Here is a 4,340-nt window from a genome sequence, read left to right on the forward strand (position 1 = left end):
CTGGCTTTCAACGAATAGTTTTTTGGGGCGAGATTCGGCAACACCAGACTACCAACACCCGCCGCATTCAGCGTGATCGGCGCGCCAATCGTTGCCGCGCCATCGTAGAGTTGCACCCGCTGATTCGAATCGGCCTTGACTGCTACTGTCACACTGGTTTCATAGGTTGTCTCATTGGGCGGAACGTTGCCTCTGACGTCGGTGACACCCGTGATTTCCGGGCGACTGGCGACGGCGACCGTGAAGGTGCGCGGCAGACTGGTGGTCGGATCGGCATCGTACAAAGCCTCGACGGTGATGCGCTGCGAGCCCATGGGCAAATCTGCCGTCGGAAACACCCAAGTGCCCGGTGGCACAACGTCGGCCCGGCCTACGGAGACGCCATTCAACTTCACGTCGACTTTTTCCCCCCGTGTTGCCGTCCCGTGAATGGTCACGCTTTTGTCGTAGGTCAGGTCGTTATCGCGGATTTCGATATTTTGCGGGCTCTGCACACTGGTGATGACCGGTGTCAGGTAGTCGTATCGCGTGCGGATGGTCAGTGCCAGGTTAGGGAAATCAATCGCCGCGGACTCTTCGGTACTGCCATCGAAAATCACCTTACAGGTGACTGTCGCGGGAGAACTGTGCAGCAGTTTCGCCAGTTCGGTTCTGAGCAGCGGTTGATCCAAACCTTGTGTCACTTGTGCGACGGTGACCCGGTGCGCCTTAAGCAATTCAATGAAGTGTGTGCCGGTGCCGGTTCGCCCCTCGAGCTTCAGCCACACCAACTGCCCCTCCGCAATGAACGGCCACGGCTTGACCAGCACGCGCGCCTCGCCGGTGAATTCCATCAGGTCGAGTACCGCGTTGACCGCTTGCGGGACTTCAGGTCGGGGCAGATCTGTTTCGGGTTTCTGGAAACCGAGAATGTTCAGCGGAAGATTTTCCGATGGCGTCCAGCGCCCGTATCGGCCGACTTCGTAGTTGACGTTGACCGAGCGCCGGATGTTGGCGCCAACCACACTGGCCGGCAAATGAAAGGCGACCATGCCTGACGTGTTCGCAGGTTTTTCCAGGTCTTGCGAGGTGCCGGCGCCGGGGGTGCCACGCCACTTCAGACCGAGCGTATCAAGAGTCGCATCCATCGACGCGTAACGGCATTGAATGTCGACGCCATCAATGCCCTTCATCGGATCCAGAGTGCCGTCGGGCGCTTGCACCACTTCGGGTGGCGGCAAAAAACCGACCGGCTCACCGATCATCACTGACAGCGGCAGCGAGTAGCTGAACTTGCCGGTCGCGGCATGTCTTAACGTGTAGCGCACGGTGACGATGTGGCCGATATTGCCGCTGACGAAACGCGCTGCCACTCGAAACCGTCGCGGCTCGCCGATCCCCAGTTCGGTGATTGGCAAGCTGTCTTGGGTGCTGACCAATGGGCTGGTGCCGATCCAGTAATAGGTCAGCGTGTCGCCCTTGGCCCAAGCGACCGGTTTGATCCGCACACTTACCTGAGTGTTGGCTTGCGACGGATCGATGATGCCGTCGACGGCTTCTTCGACTTCTGGTGACGGTAACGTCGCGCGCAAGGTGCCGACTTCGACACGAAGATAATCCGACTCGCTGACGCCGTCATCGTCTTCGACGTCGGTGGCCACCCGGTAATAGAGTTTCAGGCTGCCATTGGCCAGCGCCTGGATATGCTCGCTGGCAACGTAAACCGTAACCAGACCTTCTCGTTGTTCGTTGTCGCTGACGCTGTGCTGTTCTTCGTGCACGTAGGGATTGCCGTTCGAACGAATACCTTCCCAGATCAGGTTGATGAAGTCGCCGTTGGCCATGCTCGGATAGCGGATCAACACCGTGGCCAACGGACTGTCGGCCGGCAACGTCGCACCGATCACTTCGTTGATCGCCGGTGCCGGCAACTGCGATGGATTGCCGATCACACTAGCCCAGGTGCGTTTGGACGAATGCCGATCGCCATTTTTTTTATGCAGCTCGTAGGACGCATCCATTGTGCCCATGGCGAACAGGCTGACGAACTCATAAGGAATCGATTGCTCGAGTACGTATGCGGGCGTACGCAGGATGACTTCAGCGGTGAACGTGCGTGATGGCGAGCCCGGTATCGGCGTACCGATGATCCGGATCATTACCGTGTCGCCGGCTTCGAAGACGCCGCCACTCTGGATGTGGATCAACAGCGTGGCTGGTTGATGATCGAGGTCCTTGAGTTGAATCTGGCCTTCATCGGCCTCTTTGAAAATGGCCGGTTCCAGCCGTGATGCGCCGGCCTCGACCGCCACGTTGGCCTGCTGCGACCATTTTTCGCTGAAATTCCAGACCTCGTCATACACCTGATAGTGGATCAACAGTTTATTGCTATCGCCGCCGCTGAGGATGTCGGCGGGGGTCGCAGTGATGATGATTTCTGCGCCATCCACTTCCGCTTGAGTCACCTCGTGGGGCAGGAGAAAGACATTACCCCACTTCACGTAGATGTGATCCCGCAGGGTGATGCCCGGGTAACGCGCGACCGTCATCGGCACACCTTGGGTGGCCCATTCTTTCGAAACACCGTTGTCAATGACGTCCTGCGGCAGCCCAACCATTTTCAGTTCGGAGTGCCCCGGTTTGTGCGGCTCTTTATCAGCGCCGGCGGGGTTGTCCAGTTTGACCCGCAGTTTCAGGCGTACCGATGGATCATCAGGAGCGGTCTCGCCGGCGCGGGTCAGCACGTAATGGCATTCGAGGGTGCCGGGGATGAAGTTGGCGACTGGCAGATAAAACATCAGGCGCTTGTCGAGATCATCAGGGGTCACTCTGATCTGGTGCACGGGCTCGTCAGCGACAAGAATGGAGATGGCGTCGCCCGCGGCCATGTCGGGATAAGGATCAAGGACGGTCAACACGCCTCCGTCATGTTCCTCGACCACCGCAATGTTGATGCCGCCATCGGCGTCGGTCACCGGACGCGTCATACCGGCTATGTAAAGCGGCCACAGTTGCAACGGTGACATGAAGGTGGAAAAGCCCTGTCGCGGGGCAAACAGAAATCGGCTGAACGCAGTCATGGAAGGCCACTCCGTCTGAAGATCGGGGGATGATCGAGGCAGTGCTGTTTTAGGCCGATTGCGCGCAATCGGCTACTGTCATATCTGACAGGTAGGCACTGTTTTCAGACGAACGGTAGTGGCCGACTCAGGGCTTTTGCAGGGTTTTCTGCCGCAAGATATAAACCGTCACCAGCACCGCACTGGTCAGCATGAACCCCCGCGCCCACGGCAATGGCACCAGATAGCAGGAGAACAGAATGCTCGCCCACATCAGCCCGATCGCGTAGACCTTGCCCTTGAGCGGAATGCCGTTGCCATCGAGGTAATCGCGAATCCACGGCCCGAGCCGGGGGTGCTCGACCAGCCATTTATAGAAACGCGGAGAGCTGCGCGCAAAGCAGGCCGCTGCGAGCAGAAGGAAAGGGGTGGTGGGCAGGACGGGCAGGAAAATCCCGATCACCCCTAATGCCACGCTGAGCCAGCCGACGGCCAGCAGGAAGTAGCGCAACATCAGGGGGCGGTTGCCTATGGGATTGTCCATAGGCCGGATCTTAGTGGTGACGTGGCTTGAGGATCGCCGGTTTTTCGTCAGGCGCCTGGCACAGCAGGTACAGCGCGGTCAGGGCTTCCGGGATCTGCACGATCATGTCGTCCATCAGGTTGGCGTCTTTGGCGATGTCTTCGAACTCTGGCTGCTCGTCGAACAGACCCGAACCGACCATGATCGGCAGCAACATCTCGCTGACTTCTTCTTCGGCGGTTTCGAACCAGGCTTCTTCACGCAGGAACACGCCTTCCATGAAACCGATGCACCAGCCGCGCAGTTCAGAGTCGTCCGGCTCTTCACCCAGATCCAGATCGCATGGCAGTTCGAACTCTTCGTCCGAGGCCAGTTGACGGGCGATGTGCGCCTTGAGGCCGATCAGCGTGGCTTCGATTTCGGCGCGCTGGGCGTCGCTGCTGTAATGCGGCTCTTCGGCGAACAGGGCGTCGATCCACTCGCGATCCGGCACGTCTTCGGCGCAGATCGACAGGGCGGTCAGGTAACCGTGGGCGGCCACGTAATCCAACGCCTCGTCGTGCAGCTCGTCGGCGTCGAGAAAGACTTGCAGGCGGGTTAGTTGCTCAGCGAAGGACATTACGGGGCTACCTTGGGGGAATAAACAATGCGGGAATTCTAGGCCTTCTTGCGCGCTCAAGCCAGCCGCAAGGCAGATTTGCTGCCCGGACAACCGAACCCCCTGTAGGAGCTGCCGAAGGCTGCGATCTTTTGATGTTGTTTGTAAAGATCAAAAGATC

3 protein-coding genes are annotated in these 4,340 nt (G+C 58.9%); all 3 read right to left on the reverse strand.

The window, feature by feature from the left end; genetic code table 11:
- Positions 1 to 3,059 (reverse strand): Ig-like domain repeat protein (locus EJA71_RS26835; protein ID WP_158961040.1); only part of this gene is annotated, 3,059 nt, incomplete at its 3' end.
- A 127-nt stretch (positions 3,060 to 3,186) separates the two neighbouring features.
- Positions 3,187 to 3,582, reverse strand: coding sequence for a YbaN family protein (locus EJA71_RS26840; RefSeq protein ID WP_158961042.1), 396 nt, complete (start codon positions 3,580 to 3,582; stop codon positions 3,187 to 3,189).
- Between the two features lie 10 nt (positions 3,583 to 3,592).
- Positions 3,593 to 4,180: a YecA family protein gene (locus tag EJA71_RS26845; protein WP_158961044.1), complete on the reverse strand. Its 588-nt coding sequence runs from the start codon at positions 4,178 to 4,180 to the stop codon at positions 3,593 to 3,595.
- Positions 4,181 to 4,340 lie beyond the last annotated feature (160 nt).

The sequence above is a fragment of the Pseudomonas sp. PB106 genome, from assembly GCF_009764645.1.
Lineage (GTDB): Bacteria > Pseudomonadota > Gammaproteobacteria > Pseudomonadales > Pseudomonadaceae > Aquipseudomonas.

Bases quoted from the DNA above. Each gene is read 5' to 3' on its own strand.
- EJA71_RS26840 (WP_158961042.1), bottom strand. From the start codon at position 3,582: ATGGACAATCCCATAGGCAACCGCCCCCTGATGTTGCGCTACTTCCTG.
- EJA71_RS26845 (WP_158961044.1), bottom strand. From the start codon at position 4,180: ATGTCCTTCGCTGAGCAACTAACCCGCCTGCAAGTCTTTCTCGACGCC.